Source organism: Aeoliella sp. (genome assembly GCF_965227375.1).
Lineage (GTDB): Bacteria > Planctomycetota > Planctomycetia > Pirellulales > Lacipirellulaceae > Aeoliella.
This window is the reverse complement of the sequence record NZ_CBDDFX010000001.1, coordinates 1,549,282-1,572,402: the sequence shown is the minus strand read 5'-3', so window position 1 is coordinate 1,572,402 and position 23,121 is coordinate 1,549,282. Positions and strand designations below refer to the sequence as shown.

Annotated in this window: 14 protein-coding genes; 9 read left to right on the top strand and 5 right to left on the bottom strand. The window is 60.3% G+C overall.

Going from position 1 to position 23,121, the window contains the following annotated elements:
* Window positions 1-19 precede the first annotated feature (19 nt).
* The 3 genes from ACQK2L_RS06485 to ACQK2L_RS06475 form a co-directional block, all read right to left on the bottom strand.
* Entirely contained in the window at window positions 20-1,267 is a 1,248-nt protein-coding gene (locus ACQK2L_RS06485) for an efflux RND transporter periplasmic adaptor subunit (RefSeq protein ID WP_425396119.1), read from the bottom strand.
* Window positions 1,268-1,332: 65 nt separating this feature from the next.
* On the bottom strand, window positions 1,333-3,702 hold the full coding sequence (locus ACQK2L_RS06480; protein ID WP_425396118.1) for an ABC transporter permease: 2,370 nt from the start codon (window positions 3,700-3,702) through the stop codon (window positions 1,333-1,335).
* Between the two features lie 191 nt (window positions 3,703-3,893).
* The gene (locus ACQK2L_RS06475; protein ID WP_425396117.1) at window positions 3,894-4,619 is read right to left on the bottom strand and encodes an ABC transporter ATP-binding protein; all 726 of its coding nucleotides are present in this window, start codon (window positions 4,617-4,619) and stop codon (window positions 3,894-3,896) included.
* 175 nt (window positions 4,620-4,794) lie between these two features.
* On the opposite strand from ACQK2L_RS06475, the gene ACQK2L_RS06470 reads away from it, so the two are divergent.
* The 4 genes from ACQK2L_RS06470 to ACQK2L_RS06455 all read left to right on the top strand — a co-directional run bounded on the left by ACQK2L_RS06470 (window position 4,795) and on the right by ACQK2L_RS06455 (window position 13,564).
* Window positions 4,795-6,549, top strand: a complete 1,755-nt coding sequence (locus ACQK2L_RS06470; protein WP_425396116.1) for a TIGR03790 family protein — start codon at window positions 4,795-4,797, stop codon at window positions 6,547-6,549.
* Between the two features lie 465 nt (window positions 6,550-7,014).
* The gene (locus ACQK2L_RS06465; protein WP_425396115.1) at window positions 7,015-11,496 is read left to right on the top strand and encodes a tetratricopeptide repeat protein; all 4,482 of its coding nucleotides are present in this window, start codon (window positions 7,015-7,017) and stop codon (window positions 11,494-11,496) included.
* A 237-nt stretch (window positions 11,497-11,733) separates the two neighbouring features.
* Complete coding sequence (locus tag ACQK2L_RS06460; RefSeq protein ID WP_425396114.1) at window positions 11,734-12,756, top strand: hypothetical protein; 1,023 nt, start codon at window positions 11,734-11,736, stop codon at window positions 12,754-12,756.
* A 163-nt stretch (window positions 12,757-12,919) separates the two neighbouring features.
* Window positions 12,920-13,564 (top strand): hypothetical protein, encoded by a 645-nt coding sequence (locus ACQK2L_RS06455; protein ID WP_425396113.1) that lies wholly within the window; start codon window positions 12,920-12,922, stop codon window positions 13,562-13,564.
* 22 nt (window positions 13,565-13,586) lie between these two features.
* Here the strand turns inward: ACQK2L_RS06455 and floA are convergent, their stop codons facing one another.
* Complete coding sequence (gene floA, locus ACQK2L_RS06450; RefSeq protein ID WP_425397424.1) at window positions 13,587-14,537, bottom strand: flotillin-like protein FloA; 951 nt, start codon at window positions 14,535-14,537, stop codon at window positions 13,587-13,589.
* Between the two features lie 479 nt (window positions 14,538-15,016).
* Here floA and ACQK2L_RS06445 point away from each other — a divergent pair, with 479 nt between their 5' ends.
* A complete protein-coding gene (locus tag ACQK2L_RS06445; protein WP_425396112.1) occupies window positions 15,017-16,144 on the top strand; it encodes a DUF1559 domain-containing protein in 1,128 nt (375 codons plus the stop codon).
* A gap of 1 nt (window position 16,145) precedes the next feature.
* On the opposite strand, the gene ACQK2L_RS06440 is transcribed toward ACQK2L_RS06445, so the two are convergent.
* A complete protein-coding gene (locus ACQK2L_RS06440) occupies window positions 16,146-18,605 on the bottom strand; it encodes a hypothetical protein (protein WP_425396111.1) in 2,460 nt (819 codons plus the stop codon).
* A 236-nt stretch (window positions 18,606-18,841) separates the two neighbouring features.
* On the opposite strand from ACQK2L_RS06440, the gene rpmI reads away from it, so the two are divergent.
* The 4 genes from rpmI (at window position 18,842) to pheT (ending at window position 23,114) form a co-directional block, all read left to right on the top strand.
* A complete protein-coding gene (gene rpmI / locus ACQK2L_RS06435) occupies window positions 18,842-19,048 on the top strand; it encodes a 50S ribosomal protein L35 (RefSeq protein WP_425397423.1) in 207 nt (68 codons plus the stop codon).
* Window positions 19,049-19,312: 264 nt separating this feature from the next.
* The gene (rplT, locus tag ACQK2L_RS06430; protein ID WP_425396110.1) at window positions 19,313-19,669 is read left to right on the top strand and encodes a 50S ribosomal protein L20; all 357 of its coding nucleotides are present in this window, start codon (window positions 19,313-19,315) and stop codon (window positions 19,667-19,669) included.
* Window positions 19,670-19,741: 72 nt separating this feature from the next.
* Window positions 19,742-20,851 carry a phenylalanine--tRNA ligase subunit alpha gene (gene pheS, locus ACQK2L_RS06425; RefSeq protein WP_425396109.1) on the top strand — a complete coding sequence of 370 codons (1,110 nt, stop codon included), beginning with the start codon at window positions 19,742-19,744 and terminating at the stop codon, window positions 20,849-20,851.
* Window positions 20,852-21,086: 235 nt separating this feature from the next.
* Window positions 21,087-23,114, top strand: a complete 2,028-nt coding sequence (pheT, locus tag ACQK2L_RS06420) for a phenylalanine--tRNA ligase subunit beta (protein WP_425396108.1) — start codon at window positions 21,087-21,089, stop codon at window positions 23,112-23,114.
* Window positions 23,115-23,121 lie beyond the last annotated feature (7 nt).

The following is a 23,121-nucleotide window of genomic DNA, read 5'->3' as shown; positions in this document are numbered from 1 at the left end:
AGGTGTTGAACAAGGGTGCTCACCGTTGCTCGACCATCACCCCATCTGCGATCTTATCGCTGGGATGAATGATAACCTGGTCGCCTTCGGAAAGGCCCTCGCGGATTTCGGCCTCCAGGCCGTTCTGGTTGCCGGGCACCACCTTGGTTTCGACGGCGCGGCCGTCGACCACTTTGAACACGGCCCAGCCTTCCTTGGGACGGAAGAGCGAGCTGGCGGGGATGCGGAGTACGTCGGTGGCTTCGGCCACCACGATGCGGGCCTCGACGCGGAATCCGTCACCCAGATTCCTGCGTTGCTCCACCGGGTCGGCCAGGTCGACAATCACGTTCACGCGTTGTTCTTCGACGCCGAGCGTGGAGATTTTGGTGAAGCCGCTTGGCTCGACCAATCGCACGCGGGCGTTGAGCACCCGGTCGCCGCCCCAGTGTTCGAGCATCACCCGATCGCCTGGTTGGATATTAACCGCGTCGCTCGAAAGCACGTCGATCTCCACTTCCAGGTCGTTGGGATCGCCTAATTCCAGCAGCGACATGCCGGCGGTGACCACGGCCGAGCTTTCTTGAAACACCCGCAGCACCCGGCCCGTGATCGGCGAGCGGATGTTGTGGTTCCAGCCATTGACATTGGTTCCGTTCTCTTCAGCATCGTCGCCGTTGGGAAGCTGCTGAAGATCCGATTCGGTTTCGCTGCGGGGGCGTGAGCGCAGCAGCGCTGCGCGGGCTTGTTCGAGTTCGAACTCGGCGATCTCCTGAGCAAACTTCGCGCTGCGGAGTTCTTCGCTAGCCGCTTCGTAGCGGGCTTTGGCAATGTCGACTTCCTCTTCGGTCATCACCTCCTGCGAAGCGCGCATCCGCGCGAGTTGCGTCTCGGCGTAGCCCTGCTCGATGCGGGCTTGCTTTAGCATCGGTTCGGTTTTCTTCACCGCCGACTCGGCTGCATTCACGCGGGCTTCGGCCTGTGCGATCGCCCGGGCGTCGAGCAGCTCGGGATCGCGTGGTTCGATGGTCGCCAGCAGGGTCTCGCCCGCCTGGACGACGTCGCCGGGGTCCATGTTGATTCGCAGCAGCCGCCCGGCGAGCGGTGTGGAAACGACGTACTTCTCGCGAATGCGAGTCTTGCCGTCCTCGTCGACGGTTACTAGCACGGTACCCCGCTCGACGGCGGCCATGTCGACCTCCACCGGCTTGGGCATGAACGACCAACCGATCAGCCCCACGAGCGTGAGGCCAATAGCGATGAGTATCCAGGTGAGCCAGCTTTTCATTTTTTGGGCTGGGGGCTTGGGGCTTGGGTCTGGGTGTGGTTGGGAAATACTACTTCGGGCTACGCCTATTCGCGGCTCTTCAGCACGGCGATCAGGTCGAGGTGGTCGAGCTTACGTCGCACGAGCAGCGCCGACAACACCGATGCGGTGAGGACCACCGACACCGCTAGCCCGTACGTGGAATACTCAATAATAAACGGAAAACGGAACGCTTCTTCGTTGGCCAAGTACGACGACAGCAAATAGGCGAAGCTCCAGCCGATGCCCATGCCCAAGGGCAAGGCGAGCACCGTGATGACGCCCAACTCGCCCAGCAGGATGGCCGAAATCTCATGGCGCGTAAAACCAATCACGCGGAGCGTCGCCAGTTCGCGGCTCCGTTCCGACAGCGCGATGCGCGCCCCGTTGTACACCACGCCCAGTGCGATGATCACCGCGAACGACAGGTTGATGACCTTCATCGCTCCCAAGTTTTTGGTAATCGTGTCGTTAAAGCTCTGCAGCGAGTACTCTCGCACGCTGACGCCGGCCAGCGCGGGAATGTCCTTGAGCTGCTTATAGACCTCCGCTTGCTGGTTGTGGTCGATCCGCAAGTACGCACCACTCGCCCGCGGGCCTTCGCGCATCAATTGGTTGAGTGAGTCGAGGCTCGTGTAGACGTTCAGCCCGGCGATGTCGTCCAGCAGCGCGAGCACTGGCAGCTCGAGCGTGGGCCGTTTGCCTTCGAGAACCTCGACCGACACCAGATCACCCACTTTGGCGTCGAGTTGGTCGGCGAGGATCTTCGACATCACCAGCCCCGCCGGAGGCGGCCGCCACGTGGCGCGGTGTCGATCCATCAACTGCACCAGCGTCACATCGGTCGGCAACGACTGCACGGCCACCCGGCGGTAGTGTGGGCCGTAGCGCACCCGGGCGGGCACGCTGCGCATGGGCTCGACATGCAGCACGCCGGGAACGCTCGCCAGGGCATAGGTGATGTCGGTCGACAACGGCTCGACGGTGTTCACTTGGATGTCGTACAGCTGCATCCGGTAGTACTGCAAGTCAGTCACGTAGTCGATGGCGTCTTGCATGAACTGGCCGACCACGATGATGCCGACCGACAGCCCTACCGCCAGGATGGAAACGCAGGTCTTGATCCGCTGACGCTGCAGTTGGCGCAGCACCATGCGGGCCACGTTGGGAAGCCACGCGCCGATGCCCAGCCGCTCGAACAGCGTGGGATGGAAATTGGCCGGCGGTTCGGGCCGCATGGCCTCGGCGGGTGGCACACGGATCGCGCGACCGATGGCCACCGACGCACCGACGAACGCCGCCGTGGCTGCGACCGTGATGGCGAGCGCCACGACGCTCCAGCGAACGCGGATCAGGATCTCGGGGTACTGATACACCTCGGCCAGCATCCGCGTGAAGAACCCAGCCAGCAGGTTGCCACCCACGGTGCCGAGCGCCGCACCGACCAGCGTGATTACCAGCACAAACTTCACGTAATGCCAGGCGATGTCGAAGTTGGTGTAGCCAAACGCCTTGAGCGCAGCGATTTGCTCGCGCTGCAACGCGAGCATACGCGTGAGCACCACATTAAACAGGAACGCGGCCACGCACAGGAAGATGGTTGGCGCGATCAGCCCGGTGGTTTTGAGGCCGCGGATGTCGCCTTCGAGAATCATGTGCGAGATTTGGTCCTTGCGACCGAACGCACCCCGCCCGCCGTACGGATCGAGCAGTTCGTCCAGACGGAAGATCACTTCGTCGATGTTGGCCCCATGCAACAGTTCGACCGACACGTCGTTGAACGCGCCCTCCATGTCGAACGCCATGCTAAGGGCTTCCTCGTTCATCCACATTACGCCGAAGTGCTTGGGATCGGGCACGATGTCGCCCGGTTTGACCTGGAACACATATTCCGGCGATAGCACCACGCCCACGACGCGAAGCTGCTTGAGTCGGCCGTTAATCACCGCGGCGATCGAGTCGCCCACGGCCAGCTTGTTGGCCGCAGCGAATTTCTCGCTGGCCAGCACCTCGTCGTCCGCGCCCGGCTTGAGCCACCGCCCGCGCCGCAGGTACAGCTGGTTGAGCAGCGGCGGGTGCGTGTCGGGCACGCTGATCAACTGGCCGAGCGCGGGCTCGCCCAGCCCGGGGATATCGAGGTTCACGCCCTCGACGATCCGTGTCTCGACGTGGGCGACGCCGGGAATCTCCTCCAAGCGGCTCTTCAGCGAGTCCGGCGCCCGCTTCGCTCCAGCGAAGACCTCGCCAAACCGCGACCGCTCGTAGAACGCCGCCCGTGTCGACTCGAGCGACCGCAGCGCGTTCTGCGAGTTGACAAACGTCGCCACGCCCGAAGCGATCACCAACGAAATGGCAATCGCCTGCCCCCACAGGGCACGCAAGTCGCGGAGCAGTTTGCGGTCGAGGGATGAAAGCATTTGGTCGAGGGTGGAAGTGCCGTGTCATTTCGACAGGAGTAACACGACTGAGAAATCTACGCGTTGCGGTGATAGCTGGGGAACATCGATGTTCGATCCTTGCCTGCTTTCGCCACCCACCGCGCTCTCCACACCAGATTCCTCCGTCGCGAAGTTCCTGTCGGAATGACACGCAGGGAGTGTGCTGTTGGTCACCATTCCAACTCCTCCGCGCGGCGTTTGGTGGTGTTCACGTCGGTGCTGGCGATTTTGCCGTCGGACACGTGGATGACGCGGTCGGCCATTTCGGCGATGATTGCGTTGTGCGTGATCACGGCCGTGGTGGTGCCCAGCTCTTCGTTGATCCGCTGAATGGCGTCGAGCACCAGGATGCCGGTATGGACGTCGAGCGCGCCGGTCGGCTCGTCGCACAGCAGTACGTCGGGCCGCTTGGCCACAGCCCGGGCGATGGCGACTCGTTGCTGCTCGCCGCCGGAGAGCTGCGCGGGAAAGTGCGTGCGGCGCTTGGCCAGGTCCACCAGCGACAGCGCCTCGAGCGGGGTCATCGGGTTTTTGGCGATCTCGGTGATCAGGGCCACGTTTTCTTCAGCGGTGAGGCTGGGAATCAGGTTGTAGAACTGGAACACAAAGCCCACATGCTTGCGGCGATACTGCGTGAGCGCATTGTCGTCGAAGTCGGTCAGCACCTCCCCGCGATAGCGAATGGTGCCATGGGTGGGGACATCGAGACCGCCCAGGATGTTCAGCAGGGTGCTCTTACCACTGCCCGAGGGGCCCAGCAGGACGACAAATTCGCCGCTATAGAGTTCCAAATCGACACCACGCAGCGCCTGCACGTCGACCTCGCCCATATGGTAGGTCTTGGTGACGTCGTGCGCTTCGAACACGCGCTCGCCGCGGGGCGGGATGGAGGACATGACCGGTTGCAGTGGGAAGGAATACGGAAACCCTCATTCTAACGTGAAACCACCCACTGAGGGCAGGACGCTTTTTTGTCGCACCTCACGCTGTGAGGGCCGATTTGCCCCGGTCGAGCGAGTCGCGTACAACAAATTGCGCCGCTATCCCTATTAGTTCGTGTGTGAGGTCCGGATGTTGTACCTGCGTTTGCTACTGGCCGTTCCCATGCTACTACTCGCGGCCCTGGCAACCGAGGTGCAAGCGGGCGGCGGGCCCGAAAATGTGCTGCTGGTGGTGAATCAGAACAGCGACGCTTCGAAGACCATTGCCAACTACTACATTCGACAGCGAAACATCCCACCGGCGTGCGTGCTGTACCTCGATTGGAATGGCGGCGCGGGCAATACGCACGGCTGGCGATTTCGTGACCAGATTCTCAAGCCCATTCTGGAGGCCATCGAACAGCGGCAGCTGACTGGGCAAATCGAATACATCGTCTACTCGTCCGGTTTTCCCTATTCGGTCGACTTCCGCGAGGAGTTGAAGGAAGAGAACCTGCCCAAGCAGTTCCGCCCCATTGCCTCACTGACGGGCGCAACCTACTTGTGGGTCTACGTACTGAACAAGCAACCTTCGTTCACCATGCCCACGGTGAACTGGTACGTCCCACCCGAGGCACGCAAGAATCAGTCGACCTGCATCAACTGCAGCCAAGTGGCAACGAATGGCTTCCGCGCTCGCACGTATTGGACGAAGGATGGCAAGCGCGTGACCGATCCCGCCGAGGGGCAGACCTATTTCATGTCGACCATGTTGGGAGTCACCGCCAAAGGGGGCAACACCGTGGACGAAGTGGTCGACTACCTGACGCGGTCGTCGGTGGTGGACGGAACCCATCCGTCGGGCACGTTCTATTTTGTGAAAAACCGCGACGTTCGCTCCAAGGCGCGGCACGACTGTTACCAAGGGGTGTGCGATCAACTGAAGGCCGAAGGCGCCCAGGCCGAGGTGCTCGAGGGTCGCGGGCCGCCGTCTACCAGCGAAGCGCTGGGCATCATGATGGGCACCGCCCGATTTGCGCTGGATGCCGCCGATACCAAGTTGGCGCCCGGCGCCATCTGCGATCACTTCACCAGCTTTGGCGGCAAGTTCAATCAATCGACTCAAACCACGCTGGCCACGTGGATGCGGGCCGGGGCTGCTGGTTCAAGCGGCACGGTTTCCGAGCCGTTTGCCATTCAGGCCAAATTCCCACTGCCCTGCCTGCACCTGCACTACTGGCGAGGTGCGTCGTTGGGCGAGGCGTTTTACCAGTCGGTCTGTGGTCCCTACCAACTGCTGGTGGTAGGCGACCCGCTGTGCCAGCCGTTCGCCAAGCCACCCAAGGTGGAACTTGCGGACATCCAGCCCGGCCAGCGGCTATCCGGCGTGGTGGAGATCAAGGCGAAGGTCACCCCCCAACAGGGTACCAAAGCGGGCCTCAGCGACCTGTACCTCGATGGACGACTGATCGCCCGTTTTCCGCACCAGTTGCCAGTGCCGCTGAAGACCGACTCGATTGCTGCTGGGCACCACGAATTGCGGCTGGTGGTCAGCACGGCCGATAGTATCGGGTTCCGCGGACGCACGATCGTGCCAGTGGTGGTGGGCGATCCGCAGTCGGGCGCGGTGAACATCGATGTACAGCCCAGTCCCGTGGTTACCGCAGGCGAGCGGCTGCGGGTGACGGTATCCGGACCCGATGACGCCACAGGGATCGAGATTCTGCAGAACCGTCGCCGGGTCGGCTACGTACAAGGCACTAGCGGAAGCGTAGAGATCGACTCGAAGCTGCTGGGAAGCGGCCCTGTTGGGCTGGTTGCTCGGCTGGCCGACGAGAAAGACGCAACGCAAGCCGCCGGCCAAACGGCTACCCGATCGGAGACCTGCTGGGTGCTGATCCGCTAGCCATTATGCCAGGATTTGTGCCTGTCAGTGTCTCCCGCAACCCCGGGCAGCGGGGGCGACTGTATCGATCGTACGACCTGCGATGGCAGGGGAGTTTGGCCCCTTGGCAGAGCGGGTCGGAGGTTCGTTGACAGCCCTGGGGACGCGGCTACCATGAAGGAACGCCCCCGGTGCGAGACGCCCGGCCGTAAGTGCGTTATGCTTATAGCCCGGAGGGAGCGAACTTGTCGCCCAGCCGGCGCCTCGAAGTGACTGCTTGCGGATCCCGCTGCTTGCAGACTGAATAACGAGGCCCTTCGCCGGACACACAACTCCCTGCGGAACTGGCAGGGCCCCATCCATCCCATTACCATTCGCCCGATTGCAGAGCCTCTTTAGTCGGAACCCTGGAACATCCGAAACGCGGCACTCGGCCGCCTGCATATCGGCTCCCAAGCTGAATTTTCATCGATCGAGGAATCCCTGATGCAACGCTATCGCGTTAACTACGGCCTGCTCATTGGTCTGTTGGTTGGTGGTTTGGTGGCCGCCGGTTCGGTTTACGGCATTTGGTGGTGGCAGATGAAGAGCAACGCCAGCACGATGCTCTCGCGCGCCGAGGCAGCCGAAGCCAAGGGCAACTACGCCGAAGCTGCCACTGAGATGCAGAAGTACTTGGGATTCAAGCCCAATGACGACCAGGCCAGGATCAAACAGGCGATGCTCTGGGTGGAGGTCGCCGACCAGGCGTTGGAGAACGGGGATATTCGCGACTTCCATCAGCTTCGCGCCTTGATCAGCAACGCTCTATTCAAGTATCCCGCCGAAACTGAATTGCGAACCGCCTACGTCGATTTGATCGGCAGCGATCCACGACTGGAGGCTGGCTTTGCCAGCGAGCAGTTGCAAAACGTCCAGGCGCTATTGAAACAGAATCCTGACGATGTCGAGCAGCTGCTCCGAGAAGCCCGCTGCCACAACTACCTCAAAGATCAGCGTCGAGCAGTGGAGGTACTGCAGAAACTGGTTGGCTATAGCCCCGCCGCTGCCGAAGAAGCCAGATGGGACGACAACGCCCTCGCGCCCAACAACATCGATGCTTACGCCATGCTGGCCCGGTTGCTGCTGCAGCTCGAGGAGAAGGATGAGGCCATGGAAGTGGAGCAGCGGTTGGTCGCACAGAACCCCGACTCGGCCAAAGCTTACCTGGAACGGGGGATCTTCTACACCTACTTGGACGAAGGCGAAGGAAGCCGGAGCGACTATGGCGACCAGGCGGCCGACGACCTGAAGAAGGCCTACGAACTCGACCCCCAGGACACCGCGGTCCTGCAAGCGCTTGCCAACCAGGCACTGCGCAAAGAGGACTACGACACCGCCCGAGATTATCTCGAGCAGGGTCTGGAGCAGGGCACCGAGAACGTGCAGTTCTACCATCTGCTCTACATGCTCGAACGCCAGCGTGAGGACAACGACGCAGCGATGGCGCAGATTGAGCGTGGGCTGAAAACTCTGGACGAATCTCAACGACAGCGACTTGTGCTGCTGATCGACAAGATGGACTTGCTGATCGACCAAGGGAACATCACCGGCGCGGAAGAGGTAATCAAGGATTTTGAGAAGCAAGTTGCCATCAAGCACCCGGAAGTCGAGTTCCAAAAAGCGCGGATCATGGCGCACCACGAGCGGTGGTACGATGCGTCGCGTGCCCTGGAGGACATCCGCCCCCAAACCGCAAGCAACGCCCGCCTGCGAATTCAGACCGACCACCTCCTGGCCATGGCGCACTTCAAGAACGGGCGCAAAGAGAAGGCTTTGGAGATCTTCGAGCAGCTGTTGCGCGAGAACCCCGACAACAAGCAAGTCGAGGGCATGATCATAACCCTGAAGCAGAGCATGGGACTCGACGCCGATTTGCCAGAGTCCTTCAGCGGCGGCTTCAATGAGCGATTGAGAGAGGAACTCGACAAGCCGGAAGAAGAGCAGAATTGGCCGGCATTCAGCCAGTTCCTGGCCACTTGGGCGGAAGAAAACGACAAGAGCGAACTAGAGGTCAAGCTGCTTGAGACCCAGGTACTGGTGAACCGCAAGAAGTACGATGAAGCTCGCCAGATGCTGCTCGATATCTACAAGATGGCAGACGATAACCTGAAGGTTCAACGCGCGGTGGTTCGGCTGGTGGCCGTCGATCCGAAGCGTGGTCCCGAGAGCGCCATGAAGTTGCTTGACCGCACAGTCGAGAAGTTCGGCGACGATTGGCAACTGCGACTTGACCGGGCCGACCTGACCCTTGCCTTGGGCGGAGACAACGTTGCCGAGCAACTGCTTGTACTGACCGACGGCACTGATGGCTGGGAACGCAGTCACCAAGTGGAGCTGTGGAAAGGCATCGCCGCCCGACTCGCTCGAGTTGGCAAGCGCGAGGAGGCAGAGGACGCTTGGAGGAAGGTGGCCGAACTGAATCCTGACGACTTGCCCTCGTTGATGCAGGTGTTCCACCTGGCGCTGGCGCGGAGCGACGACGATGCGATGAAGGAAGCGCAAAAGAAGGTGCTCGAACTGGTGCGCAGCAAGACGGACGCCGATTGGGCCTTCACCGAAGCGGCTCGCAAGTTCGTTCAATACCGCAATAATCCCGACAACAAGGACTTGAGGGAGCAGATCCTGAAGTTGGTGGACACCGCGCTGAGAGAACGTCCCGAATGGAACGAACCTTACATCCTGCGAGCTGGCCTGAATGTCTCCGAAAAGAACTACCTGGAGGCACTACGCGATTACAAGGAAGGATTCGCCCGTGGTCGAGGCAACGCCATCGCGTTGTCGCAGTACGTACGACTGTTGGTAAAGCAAGGCAGCTTCAAGGAAGCAGCTGAGCAACTCGACGGCGTCAACGAGAACATCAAGGTAGCCGTACTCGGCGAACTCTATCCCGAGATATTGTTCCAGGTTGGCAAGTACCGCGACGCGGGCGATGCCGCCGATCGATTGGGCAACGCTGCAAAAGAGAACGCCAAGATCCAAAGCTGGTACGGCCAGTTCATGCAGCGGTTGGCTAGCGTCAACAGCATTCCTGAAGACCTTCGCGCCAGTTCGCTGCAGAAAGCCGGCGAGGCGCTGACCAGTGCGGTCGAAATTGGTGGTGACTCACCTGCCGTGTGGTTGCCCCACATTCGTTACCTGCTGACTTCCAGCGCGAGAAGCATGTCCCAGGCGAACGAACTGGAAAAGAAGGGTGGTTCATCCAGCGAAGTCGAGCGGCTGAAGACCGAGGCGTTGGAGAAGCGTCGTGAAGCCGAAGCCGCTTTGCGTGAGGCCCAACTGGTGATCGAAGAGGATCAACAACAACTTCTGCTGGCGAATTGCTATCGCGATATGGGACGTTGGTTCGATGCCGAGAGCATCTACCTGCTGGCCCATGAGCAAAACCCGGAAGCCGAGAACGTCAACAAGCAGCTGGTCGATTTCTACCTCAGTCCGCAGTACCCGCTGCCGGATGGTCTGGCCAAGGCTCAGCCATTGATCAACGACATCCTGCGACAGTATGCCGACGATCCGGATTCGGTGAACAAGAGCATCGCATCCTGGGCACGCCGCACAGCCGCCAAGTTGTTGGCGTCCTCTGGCGACTACCAGAAGCTGCTGAAGGCCGAAAAGCTGTTGGCTTCCAACGCGGAAAACAACACGTTGGCGGTGGAGGACAAGCTGTTGATGGCTACCTTCCTGGCGCAACGCCCCGAGCCGGTTTCGCGAAACAAGGCCATCAAGTTGCTCGAAGAGGTGCAATCGCAACAACGCTTGAGCCCGCAACTCGACCTGACGCTCGCGCAGCTCTATTTCAAGACGGGCAACTGGGCCAAGTGCGAAAAGCACATGGTGAGTGTGATTACGCGGTATCAGGATTCGCTCGCGGTTCGCTCCAACTACATTAACTTCCTGCTCGAGCGTGGTGAACCAAGGAACCTGGCCACCGCAGAGAACCAGCTCGACCAGTTAGACCGAATCGCACCGACGTCGCCGGTCACTTACGAACTCAAATCCCGCGTCTACACCAAGACCGGCGACAAGAGCAAGGCCCGGCAAGCGCTTCGCAAAATGCTGCCGACAAACTTGAAGAATCTCGACACCAACGGATACAGGATGGTAGCGCGGGTGGCGACGCTGTTGATCGACTTGGGAGATACGGAAACAGCGGAGAAACTACTGAAGCTGATTGTCGATCGACCCGATGCGAATCTGACCGAACAATTGCAGTTCGTGCAGTTCATTGGAATCTATCGCAACGCTGATAGTGCCTTTGGAATGCTCGACAAGATGGTGGACAACAAGAACCAGCTTGCCATCGCAAAAGTCGGGATGAACATTGTCAACAAGAATCGAGACGAGATTGGTGACAAGTATGATGATAAGATCGATGGCTGGATCGCGGCCGCCAAGCGGGAAGATCCACTATCGATCAGCGTCGCCATGATCGAAGCCACCTTCCGCGATATCCAAGGACGCTACGAGGATGCAGCCAGCATCTATCGCAATCTGCTGAAAAACTCTGACTTGGTCGGTGGGCAGAAAGCGGCCGTGCTGAACAACCTGGCGTACATGATCGCCTTGGGGGCTGCCGAATCGGAATCGACCAACGAAGCGGTGAACCTGCTGCAGCAGGCAGTCGACATCCTGGGACCGAGTTCCGACATTCTCGACACTCGGGCAACGATCTGGATCGGCCGCGGTGAGTACCAAGCGGCCGTGGACGACATGGAACTGGCCGTGACGGACAATCCAACCGCGTCGAAGTACTTCCATAAGTCGCTGGCCCACATGGGCCTGGGGCAGAAGACCGAGGCCCTTAAGGCCTGGGAAAAGGCGGAAGATCTCGGGCTTTCGCGCGAGAGCGTCGGCCGCCTGGAAGCCGAAGAGTTCGACGAGTTGGCCAGCCAGATCGACAAGCTCCGCGGCAAAGCCAACCAGCTCTAGAATCGGCTCTGAGCGGGCATTTTGGACGTTGATCGCGCCGTTTTCTGGCAATTCGGCACCGCTGCGCGGCCGTTGGGGTTGGCGTGAGCCGGCGCGCCCAGGTAATTTCGTCCATCCGTCAGGTGCGGCAGAGTTTGTCGGCTCGGACCAGACCGATTAGGATGGGTAAAAAGAAGTGCTCCACAGCGGGCCTTCGATGGGGTTCCGTTCGCGAAGTCGTTATCAAAGGCAGTTGCCATGCGATTGTTAACTTTGGCTTGTTGCCTGTCGCTATCGTCCTGGGCCGTGGCGCAGGACATTTCCAATCTGTCGGAATACCAGCAAGGTGCTGGCGCCTACTTCGCGGGCCGCACCGATCAGGCCGAGGAGCATCTTTCGGCCGCGCTCGAGAGCGACCCTAACGACATTCGCGCCTACTACCTTCGCGGTTTGAACCGGCTGAACACAGGCGACCTGCGCGGCGCACAGGCCGACCTCGCCAAAGGCGCTGAACTCGAAGCCCAGCGCGGCTCCGCTTCTCCGTTGGTCGACCAGTCGCTCTCGTCGGTCCAAGGCTCGGCAAGGGTCACGCTCGAACGAATCCGCCGCGAGGCTCGCAGGAGTGCCGAACTCGAGCAACGCCGCGCGACCACTGAAGCGCGCAAGCAACATCGCGAGCAGCAGGAGAAGCGGGTCCTACGAACCGATTACCAACTGCCCATCGAAGCACTAGCCAGCCGATTGACGGTGGAACAGGCGCGGCAGGTGGCAACCAAACTTGGGCCCGAAGATCAGGGAAGTGTGGCTACCGCCGTCGCGACGAACCAGCAGCCCATGGTGGACGAAAACGATCCCTTTGTGGACGATACGCCGGCGGTCGACGCCAATCCGTTCGGTGCAGTGGATCCGGAACCCGCACCGGCTGTGGTTGCGACCGCTAGCGAAGAACAAGGCGATGTTCCCGCAGCCGCCCGCGGCACCGTGGATGCCGGCAGGTTGTTTGGCGTCGTGACCAATGCGGTCGGCCAGGTGTTCACCGATCGCGCGAGCGTGATAACTGACGTCCTGCCCATGGACTCTCTAAGTCCGCCGCCAGGAATGATGGGAGGCTTTAACCCCAGCGGTGAAGCGAGCTTCCCCGCTGGCGAAGGCTTTCCTGCGGGTGGCGAAGAAATGCCAGCCTTTGGAGAGGGCGCGGAAGTGGAAGGAGCCGGCATGTTCGGCGATCCCGAAACAGAGAGTCCTGCGATCGACGAGAACCTCTCACAATTCGGCGAGTAAGAGCCTTTTCTCCGCATATCCGCTGCATTCGGAGTCGCGACCCGGCACCGCGGCAGCAGTGCCGCCTAATCGATTGGCCTCGGCTCGCCAACAGTGGTATGTTGCACCTGGCGTCACCCCTTGTTGTTTCCCCAGCTTCTCCCGCAACCGATGGACGGATGTGATGAGCGGTCACGATTTGAGTAATTCGGTCCTTCGCAGTTTCGCCGGCATTTGCCTGCTGTCGCTATTGGTGATGGCCGGTGGCTGCGAGTCGAAACGCCCGTCGGCCTCCAACAAGCCGACAACCGATCAGTCGCCACAGGCGAAATTCGATCGCATCGTCGACACGCTCCGCGAAAAACTGGAAACCACACCCAGCGTTGAGGGCACCAGCACACAGTACAAGATCGAAGCTCCCGACTCGATAAAGGAATCCGTTCCCGGCAAGATTCTTACCGCTACGATCAAGGTCACGCAGTCGTCCAGCTACTCGTACCTGCCGCCCAAACGCAAGGAAGGCGAGGAGGAGGCGGAATCCAAAGGCCTGCCGCAATCCAACCCGTTGGGCGAGACGAAGGGCGAGCAACTCAAATCGATGGGGCTGGAGGTCTTCGACGAATCGACGGTGGACGAGGATCTGGCCAATGCGTTTGGCCCACAACTCAAGCCGCTGGAAGCGCCGCCCCGCACCATCGATAGCGACACTCATATCGTCTACGAGCTGGTGTACGAAAAGGACCGCTGGCGACTGGCGTCGCTACCGCCTACGGACGTGATGGAAGCCACCACCGTCGTGATGGAACAGGCGCTCAAGCGACAGAACTGATCGCCAGCTGCCCTGCCACTTTCTATGGTGCGCCGTTCGCGCCGGCGTTAGCCGCTTGCAGGTTGCCTTGGCGGAACGCCTCGGCCATGGCCCGCGGAACTTCCGCCTCGGCCAGCACCACTTGGGCCCGATTGGCGGCCACTTGTGCTTTCATTTCCTGCTCGTGTGCAATCGCGTCGGCCCGACGTTGCTCGGCCAACGCCCGAGCTTTCCGCGTATCGGCCTCGGCCTGATCGGCCTGCAGGCGGGCGCCGATTTGTTCGCCAATGTCGATATCGGCAATGTCGATCGAGACAATCTCGAACGCCGTGTGAGCGTCGAGGCCCCGTTCGAGCACGGCCTTACTGATGCGGTCGGGATTCTCCATCACTTCCAGGTGATCGGCCGCCGAGCCAATGGCTGTGATGATGCCCTCGCCCACGCGGGCGATGATGGTCTCTTCGGTCGCACCGCCGATCAATTGCGCCAGGTTGGTCCGCACGGTCACTCGGGCGCGAATCTTCAGTTCGACGCCGTTCTTGGCCACGGCGCTTAGCGTGGTCTTGGGCGAATTCGCCGGATCGGGGCAGTCAATCACTTTGGGATTCACGCTGGTCTGCACCGCGTCGAGCACGTCGCGTCCGGCCAGGTCGATAGCCGCCGCCCGGTCGAAATCGAGGTCGATATCGGCCCGATGGGCCGCGATAATCGCCAAAATCACGCGCGGCACGTTGCCGCCGGCCAGGTAGTGGGCTTCCAGCCGCCGAGTGGTGATACCCGTAGTGGGATCGGTGCCCACGCCGGCCTGCATCGCGCGAATCTTGGCGTCGACAATGGTCTTGGGGTTCACTTGACGCAGGCTCATGCCCACCAGGCTGAACGGGTTCATCGGCACGTTCGACACGTAGGCCTGGAACCACAACCGCAGGTAGTTCCAGAACAACGCCAAGAGCGCCACTCCCAGCAGCAGACAAATGACACCGATGATGATCATGATCGGCCAACTGTCGGCCAGACGATCCAAGTCGCCTTGCTGCTGCTCCTGGGCGAGCGGCAAAAGTGTGAGACGCAGCATCATGGTGAACCTAACCTTCGAGTCGCAATGCTTTGATTCGTGTTGGAGTGGCCACTGACGCGCTGCCGAGCGGACCGCCAGCCGTGCGCGATCACCTCACCCCATGCATGCTTATTCTAGCCAACCAGGCATACAGGGAGAAGCAGCGCGTAGCGGTCGACCGAACGCGACCGACTCGCTGGAGGCAATTCGCAAGCCGGGCGAATAAATTGTCCTGGCCGGAGCGAAAAGTAGGGTGGTATACCTGCGTTTTACCCTGTTTTTCGTGGCGGACGGGCCGTTTGACTAGCCGCCGAGCCAGTTTTCGGGGATACTAGAAGGCTGGGTGCCCCAGGGGCCGCACCTAAGCTTGTCTCGCAAGAGCCTACGTCTACGGACATACAGAGGAGAATCGATCCATGCGCCGCATGCCTAACCCCCGTCGCGGTTTCACCCTCGTCGAACTACTGGTCGTCATCGCCATCATCGGCATGCTCGTCGCCCTGCTGATCCCCGCCGTGGGCGCCGCCAGGGCCCGGATGCGCAAAGCGAGTTGCCTGAACAACATGCGGGAGATCGGGACCGGCCTGATCAACTTCGACAGCACCAAGCAACGATTGCCGGGATACATCGAGTCGGTGCAAGCCCGCGCTCGCGAAGACTCAAACAAGACTCGAGGCTATGTAGCCTGGGTGCCAGGAGGCAACCCACCTTACGTAGATTCGGGTTACGTGAATCTTGGCGACCTGAACAGTCCTGGGCAATCTCGCGTGGGTTGGCCCGCGTTGATACTTCCGCAGATCGAGCGCCAGGACATCTGGGAACTGGTACAAGGGGCTGAGACCAACGGAGATGCATCACTGGTTGCTCAGCAAATTGTGCCCAATATCTCCCTGTATGTTTGCCCCGACGACACGGACCTCACCAGTTTCGACACCGCCGGAGGCATCAGCTACTCCGCCAATACGGGTGCGTGGGACTGGAGTACTAGCGGCACCTTCTTGGGCGACAGCAAGGCCAATGGCCTGTTTCACAACCACGTCGATCCGCCACTCAACAACATGACTGCGGTGAAGTCACGTTTGACCGACGCCGTGGATGGCGCCTCCACCACGCTGTTGATATCCGAAAACATCACCAAGAACGAGAATTACAGTTGGTTTGGCGTGCAGGGGGGCGGTGAGCAGCAGTTCGGCATTGTATGGGTTGCCAGCCTGACTCCCCAAGCCGGCGATTCCACGCTCATCCAGCAATATCCATTCAACGACGATGGCACAGAAACCAATACTGTTGGCCAATGGACCGCCGAGATGCCGGCCTTCGCACGTCCCATGTCCAACCACTTTGATAGTGGTTTCAACGTCATCTTCGCCGATGGCCATGGACGTTCCTTGAATCCGGATATTGACTACACCGTCTACCAGCGGTTGATGACTGCCCATGGCTCGAAGTGCTTGGATCCCAACGACCCCAGCGATCCACCGCCTGCGGCCATCCAAGAATTCCGGCGGCAACCCCCGCTGTCCGAGGCCGATCTCGACGGCTAGTTCAATCCTGCGACTCGGCGTCTTGAAGCACCTTCGCGGCCGCATTCTGCAAGTCGGCCTCGACGATGGTGCGAATTTCGCCCCTCAGCAGTTCGGCAAGCGACGTTTGCAGCGCTTCGTCGCTCGTGGCGTCGAGTTGTCGGAGTAGATGGCAGGCCAAATGCAGCTCACCGCTGAGTTCGTCGCCCGCCAGATTGCAGAGCCACATGGTGTCCTGCTCAGGCAAGCTCTGCACCAACGGCACGACCTGCTTCAAGACTTTCATCATGCCGGTGTCGGGGGTGGTGAGCATTTCGACTTCGCGTTCAAAGGAGCCGTCGGAGAGTTTGCGGAGGCCCCATTGGATGGAAGCATCATCCTTCACATATCCCAAGCAACGAAGTGTCCAGCACGCCAAAGGTCCCACGTCGTCTCGCGCCAATGCTCGTCGGAACTCCACTTCGACAGCCTTCAAGTCTGAATCAATCTTTGCGCAACGGATGGCTCTCTCTCTCATAATAGTCCACGGCCAAGTCTCGCGTACGAACAGGTAATCGGCCGAGGCCGCTCCAACAGGTACCATCTTCGCTGGCGAAAACCCAGACTTCGACTCGCCCGTAGCCGTCTGAAACTCCCACCCTTTCGGTTGTTTTGAGTCAGATTTCGCGTCGATTTTCATCAGCAAGTCAGAGGTGGCGAACTGTCTCAGCAATTGCATTGTCGCTTCTGGAACTAGCGGTTCTTCCTGCGACAGCTGTTCAACCACCTCCAAACCCCAATCGAGTATCGAGGCACATGGTCGCTGCGCCTTGTACATGTTGGGAAGCTTCTGGAACTCCTTCAGCTCTCTTTCGAACTCCCCGTCTCGACGCCAGATGGGCACAATACTGCAATAGCTAGTCCCATCACCCCAGAGGTCCATCTCCAGCACTCTTCCGGTGGCGACGTCAATACGCATATTCGCGTACTCCATCTCTACGGAGAGAGTCCCGTCGTTCACCTCGCATTGCGACTCTTCGCGATGCGCTTCGTGCACCCACACGACCGGACAGGTTTCCAGTTCTACAACCGTGGCTTCAGACTTCTCGTTCCCCACTCCGCAGCCAAAGTGAAAACGGCAATTGTACTCCCCATTTTCAACCGCTCCTGGCAATAGACGGAGTTCCATGTTGGGAAGAAACTGACGAGGTATACTCCATCGACGTTTTCCCACGGCATCGGTGACGCCCAATTCGGTGCGGGAGTTGACCAAGGAGAACTTCCACGGTATTCGCCTATTGTTATTCGTGTAAGCGCCGGCTCCAGATACGAACACTCCATCCTGGGGTGCGAGAATGGCGGTGATATCGCCCTCCACGGCAGAATCGTCGCTCGAATCTACTCGACAAGACAGACGGAGATTCCAGTCCTGTTGTTCAAAAAATCGACTCGCCCACAAGCCAGCACGACGCAGTGCTTCTTCTTTTTCGCTCAGCGGCTCACCGAGTTTCCCCACATGAGTATATTCTGTAAGTGCCACGACAAGCGTCGTTGAAGCGTCCGGAGCGGCATACCGTGACTTTGATGACGGTGCTGACGGAAAATTGATCGACAAGTCATGCTTCCAGAAACGGCAACTGCCCTGAAGTCGATCATAAGCCTCGAACAATTTCGGCAGATCGTAGTCGGCACCTTCTTCCATTCCCATGAAGTTCAGCAACTCGTTGCGCGAGTGGCGCTCCAATCCACGTATTTCGATGTTCGTCAGCTGCGCAAACGAACCGAGTTCGTTAATGTGTATCTGCAAATCGGCCACATCCTTGTCGACCGGCTCGATCGATATGTCAAATCTGGCAAGGGGATAACCTCCGATTGCCAACGTGCTGGCGACTGCCTTGCGGATCTCGTTCAGACGAAGCGCACTAGACCGGGTTGGTTCGTTCGCCACCCATAGCATCTCAGGTTGGTCATTGTTGTCATCGTCGGGTGAACACCAACCTCCGATAGGTTTCCTATCGCGATAGAAGCGAATTCGCCGTCGAGAATCATCAGCGCCCACATTCGACGTAAGACATCGGCGAATGGAGTCAGCCAACTCTTGATCTACGCCTTCGATACGAACTACTCCCGCCTTGTAGCGCGGTCCTTCCTCAATGGTGGCCAGCAAGCTCGAGCCATCCGCTGGAATTACTCTCACTTTCGCCCCTGGGCAGCCCGAGTGGGCGTAGCCCTCGGCGAGTGTTTCTTCTAGCTGCTCCACCAGGGGCAAAAGCGCCGCTGTCGGGCGGCAGGCGGCTTGCACCTTCAGGTTGCTTTCGAGTTCACTTCGCAGCTCCTCGGCCTTGAAATGCTCGAGGCCGCGGAACTTGAGGGTCGAAAGGTCGCCAAACTCGCCCACCCTCACCGAATGCTTGGCCTCCTCAATCTTACTATCTGTCTTATCAGCGAGGACTTCAGGAGCGGCGACTAGGATCAGCAGCACGAGTAGGTGGGGACGTCGCATGGGAGGGACCCTTGCAGGGGAGGAGGGGCGAAGGCGAGTCGGCTGGAGTCTAGCGGTTTGCCGCCGCTGCACCTATGTCGATCTGCCACGTCTGTCCCGCCGGCGATAAGAAACTCCCTGTTTTCCAAGCCTTCGACGCCCCTTTCCCCCTCTGCCTATTCTGCTACAATACGGGGCTCGCAGCGGGCTGAAGGTCTGCCCACTGCCAATCGCACAAAGCTAAACTCCGACGTGATATCATGCCGAAGCAAAAGACTCACAAGGGAACCAAGAAGCGATTCCGCTTGTCCGCTAAGGGCAAGGCCAAGCACCGCCAGGCAGGCACCAGCCACCTGGCCGCCCGCATGGACCAGAAGCGGAAGCGCAACTTGCGTGGAACCACCACCACGAACGACACCAATAGCAAGATGATCGCCAAGGCGCTGTGCGGCAACAGCTACTAATTTGCTGGGTCAAGCCGAACTTGTCGCACCAGCGATCGCCGCGCAATCTGGAAGCTTCCAGCCGGCCATGGGATCGCTACTGCGAAAAGATTCGTTTGACCTGGAATTGGGGCCGTTGGCAGGTTAGCCGACAGCCCAAACAAGCGGGTCGGGCTCGATAACGTTTGCTCTGTTGGTGAGCAAAGGCCTGGATTCGCCACACGAGGCATCGGCCGCGGCAACACTGCCCGGCGCCCGACGCCCAATCAATGGACGCTCCCTACCATGCGTACTACTAACGGTTCGACTCGGAATCGCAAGAAGAATCGTCTCTTCAAGAAGGCCAAGGGCAATCGTGGCGGACGCGGCAATCTGCTGCGTACCGTGAAGGAAACGGTCGTCCGCTCCGGCGCTTATTCATTCCGCGACCGCAAGGTCCGCGCCCGCGAGTTCCGCAAGCTGTGGATCATCCGCATCAATGCGGCCGTGCGTGAGCGTGGCCTGCGTTACAGTGAGTTCATCAACGGCCTCACCAAGGCTGGCATCGAGCTCGATCGCAAGATGCTCTCGGAAATGGCCATCGCCGACCCCGCGATGTTCGACGCCGTGGTCGAAAAGGTCAAAGAAGCACTCGCTAAATGACCAATTGATGAATGACCAATGACCAATAGGGTTTTGGTCATTGGATATTTGGGAATTGGACATTCATCGATCGTGGCACTTCAGGACTTCATCGCCGAACTAGATTCGCTCGCTGGCGAAGCGCAAGACGCGTTCACCGGGGCGGCCGATCGCGATGCGCTCGAGGCAGCCCGCGTCGAGTTCCTCGGCGCGAAAGCGGGCCGGCTGAAGGCCGTACAAAAGGGCATGGGCAAAGTCGACAAGACCGACAAGCCTGCCGCCGGCCAAAAGCTCAACTCGGTGAAGAAAGCCATCGAGCAAGCGTTCGAGCAAGCGACCGGCAGACTCGCTCAGTCCGGCGGCAAAGCCGCGCAAGACTCCTTCGACGTCACCCTGCCCGGGGTACCGGTGCGAGTGGGGCGGCTGCATCCGATCACGCAGACCATCGAGCGGATGAAGGAGATCATGGGCCGGCTGGGCTTCTCGGCGGTCGAAGGTCCCGAGATCGAAGACGACTGGCACAACTTCGAAGCACTGAACATTCCGCTCAGCCACCCCGCCCGCGATCCGCTCGATAATTTCTATTTGAGCGTGGCTTCAGCGAACGCTGCCGGTGGTTCACCCCCACCCCAGCCCTCCCCCAAAGGGGGAGGGAGCAGTAAGCCGTTGTTGCTCCGCAGCCAGACCTCCACGGTGCAGATCCGCGTGATGGAGCAGGTTCTTGCGAATACCGTCGCATCCGGGGCCCAGCCGCCGGTGCGGATCGTTTCGCTCGGCCGGGTGTATCGCCCCGACACGGCCGACGCCACGCACTACCCGATGTTCCACCAGATTGAAGGACTGCTGGTGGATAAGGGAGTCACCATGGCGGACCTGAAGAGCGTGCTGCGGATGTTCTGCCAGAGCTATTACCAGCGTGACGGTGATGATGCTGAAGACGTGCACATCCGCTTCCGCCCCAGCTTCTTCCCGTTCACCGAACCGAGCGTCGAGGTCGACATCAACTGGCAAGGCGGCTGGATGGAGATTGGCGGCGCCGGCATGGTCGACCCCAACGTACTACGCGCGGTTGGCTACGACCCCGAAGAGGTCACCGGCTTCGCCTTCGGCATGGGCGTCGAACGCATCGCCATGCGACAACACAACATCACCGACATCCGCGACCTGTACACCAACGACGTGCGCTTCCTGGCTCAGTTCTAGTCGAACCACGGAGAACACAGAGGTCACGGAGAGAAGAAAGTAGGATGGGTCAAGCGAGTCTCAGCTCGCGCGGACCCATCGTTGTGAAATACCCAATAACGAAATACCCAAGTACCCAAATATCCAATAGATGCGTAAGCGCTCGCCCTTGGGTACTTGGGTATTTCGTCATTTCCGATCATGATGGGTCCGCGTCGCTGACGCTCCTTGACCCATCCTACAAGTCTGCAAAACGATGATCGTCTCCAAAGACTGGCTGTCCGAATACGTCGACCTCAAGATGCCGCTCGACGAGCTGACCGAGCGGCTGACGCTTACGGGGCTCAACCTCGAGGGCGTCGAAACGGTGGCGGGGGACACGGCCATCGATCTGGAAGTCACCAGCAACCGCCCTGACTGTTTGGGCCACATCGGCGTCGCTCGCGAAGTGTCGGTGTTGTGGGGCGAGGAGCTGAAGAAGCCCGACCCGCAGCCAAAGGCTTCCGGACTGAAGGCGTCGAGCGAGATCTCGGTTGAGATCACCTGCCCTGAACTCTGCCCTCGCTATACGGCGCGGGTGATTAAGGGAGTGAAGATCGGCCCCAGCCCGGCGTGGTTGCAAGATCGGCTCAAAGCGATTGGCTGCGGCATCGTAAACAACGTAGTCGACGTGACGAACTACGTGCTGTTCGAATGCGGGCAGCCTTTGCACGCGTTCGATCTGGCGAAGCTGCACGGCGGGAAGATCATCGTCCGCGAGGCCACGCAGGACGAAGAGTTCACCGCCATCGACCACAAGACGTACAAACTCTCGCCCGGCACGTGCGTTATTGCGGACGCCGAAAGGGCCGTGGCGCTCGGTGGTGTGATGGGCGGCGCCGATAGCGAAGTGTCGGACGACACGGTCGACCTGTTGATCGAAGCAGCCGACTTCGATCCGCTGTCGATCCGCACAACCGCCAGGGCGCATCATCTGCACAGCCCGAGCAGTTATCGCTTCGAACGCGGTGTCGATCCCGAAGGCGTCGATTGGGCCAGTCGTCGCTGCTGTGAGTTGATTCTCGAACTGGCCGGCGGCACTCTGTGCGAAGGTGTCGTCGAAGACGGGGCAAAGCCTGAGCCGACTGGCGAGATCAAGCTTCGCTTCGACCAGATCCCGCGCCTGCTGGGCATCGAAGTCGCCGACGACGAGGTCCGCAAGATCCTCACCGACCTGGGCTGCGAAGAGACGCATGTCTGCGGGCACTGTGTGAAAGTGGTTCCGCCCACCTGGCGAGCCGACCTGACGCGCGAAGCGGACCTGTTGGAAGAAGTCGCGCGGATTCATGGGTACGACCAGATTCCCGAAGACGTCGGCGTGCGGATGGCTCCCTCGAGTCGCAGCCGCCGCGACGTGGTGCTCGACCGCGTACGACACGTGCTCACCGCCGCGGGGTTCGACGAGGCGCTCACGCTCAGCACCGTGGAGCCCGAGCAGGTCGAGTCGCACCGCATGTGGACCAACGAGCCGCCGCTGGTAACCAGCACGCCGGTATTGCGCCGCGCCAACGCCCTGCGCCAAAGCGTCGTGCCGAGCCTGCTCGCGTGCCGCAAGACAAACGTGGCGATGAGCAACCCGGTGATCGAGCAATTCGAGATTGCCAGGATCTACCTGCCGCAGCCCGGCCAACTGCCCGACGAACGACTGGTGCTGGCGATCGCCAGCGGGCGGGGGTTCCTCGATGTGAAGGGCGTGGCGGAAGCGGTGGTGTCCGACACCGTGGGACACCGCCGAACCTTGGCCGCCTCGGCCGACGACTCAGGCGCGTCCACGTTGCTCGATGCATCGCGCACCGCGAGCCTATCGCTCGACGGAGTGAAGCTCGGCTACATCGGCGAACTTTCGACAGAGGGACTCGACCAATTTGACCTCCGCGGTCCGGTGACCGTGGCCGAGATCGACCTCGGCCCGCTGTTGGACGGTGCAGAGCTAATCCCCCGCGCGTCGTCGCTCACCAACTACCAACCGATGTCGCGCGACCTGAACGTGGTGTTCGACGAGTCGGTCCGCTGGGCGGACGTGGAGGAGATCGTGCACACGGCCGGCGGCCAGTTGCTCGAAAGCCTCGCGTTCCAGGAAGAGTACCGCGACGCCGAGCGGCTGGGCAAAGGCAAAAAGAGCCTGCTGTGGAGCGTCACTTTGCGAAGCAGCGAAGGCACCCTGACTAGCGAACAAGCCGACGAGGTCCACGCAGCGATTGTGGCCCAGTTGTCGAAGAAGCTCGGCGGCGAATTACGGGCTTAGTGGGTGA

Bases quoted from the DNA above. Each gene is read 5' to 3' on its own strand.
- ACQK2L_RS06485 (WP_425396119.1), bottom strand. From the start codon at position 1,267: ATGAAAAGCTGGCTCACCTGGATACTCATCGCTATTGGCCTCACGCTC.
- ACQK2L_RS06480 (WP_425396118.1), bottom strand. From the start codon at position 3,702: ATGCTTTCATCCCTCGACCGCAAACTGCTCCGCGACTTGCGTGCCCTG.
- ACQK2L_RS06475 (WP_425396117.1), bottom strand. From the start codon at position 4,619: ATGTCCTCCATCCCGCCCCGCGGCGAGCGCGTGTTCGAAGCGCACGAC.
- ACQK2L_RS06470 (WP_425396116.1), top strand. From the start codon at position 4,795: ATGTTGTACCTGCGTTTGCTACTGGCCGTTCCCATGCTACTACTCGCG.
- ACQK2L_RS06465 (WP_425396115.1), top strand. From the start codon at position 7,015: ATGCAACGCTATCGCGTTAACTACGGCCTGCTCATTGGTCTGTTGGTT.
- ACQK2L_RS06460 (WP_425396114.1), top strand. From the start codon at position 11,734: ATGCGATTGTTAACTTTGGCTTGTTGCCTGTCGCTATCGTCCTGGGCC.
- ACQK2L_RS06455 (WP_425396113.1), top strand. From the start codon at position 12,920: ATGAGCGGTCACGATTTGAGTAATTCGGTCCTTCGCAGTTTCGCCGGC.
- floA (WP_425397424.1), bottom strand. From the start codon at position 14,537: ATGATCATCATCGGTGTCATTTGTCTGCTGCTGGGAGTGGCGCTCTTG.
- ACQK2L_RS06445 (WP_425396112.1), top strand. From the start codon at position 15,017: ATGCGCCGCATGCCTAACCCCCGTCGCGGTTTCACCCTCGTCGAACTA.
- ACQK2L_RS06440 (WP_425396111.1), bottom strand. From the start codon at position 18,605: ATGCGACGTCCCCACCTACTCGTGCTGCTGATCCTAGTCGCCGCTCCT.
- rplT (WP_425396110.1), top strand. From the start codon at position 19,313: ATGCGTACTACTAACGGTTCGACTCGGAATCGCAAGAAGAATCGTCTC.
- pheT (WP_425396108.1), top strand. From the start codon at position 21,087: ATGATCGTCTCCAAAGACTGGCTGTCCGAATACGTCGACCTCAAGATG.